General features: G+C 41.7%; 1 protein-coding gene. It reads right to left on the bottom strand.

The window, feature by feature from the left end:
* A partial coding sequence (locus tag SB773_RS35110) for a hypothetical protein (RefSeq protein ID WP_410595222.1) occupies positions 1-207 on the bottom strand: 207 nt, incomplete at its 3' end.
* Between the last annotated feature and the right edge of the window lie 23 nt (positions 208-230).

Raw genomic sequence — 230 nt, 5'->3', positions numbered from 1 at the left:
CAGAAATTTGCGCATATTTTCACCTTTTGCCTTCATGATGGGAACCGTTCGAGAACCCCTTATCTCTTTATCTCTTTCACATTGTATGACTTCTTTTCGTATTATAGCCTTAATAGCTTGAATTTGGATAGCAGGAGAAGAGCCTAATGGACTTGAATACGCTGATTCGAGAGGAAATACAGAAGCAACCAGGGCAAGCCATTCCATTTTCGCGATATATGGACCTGGCG

The organism is Bacillus sp. SIMBA_074 (assembly GCF_046534555.1).
GTDB lineage: Bacteria > Bacillota > Bacilli > Bacillales > Bacillaceae_G > Bacillus_A > Bacillus_A mycoides.
This window is presented reverse-complemented; position numbering and strand designations above follow the sequence as displayed.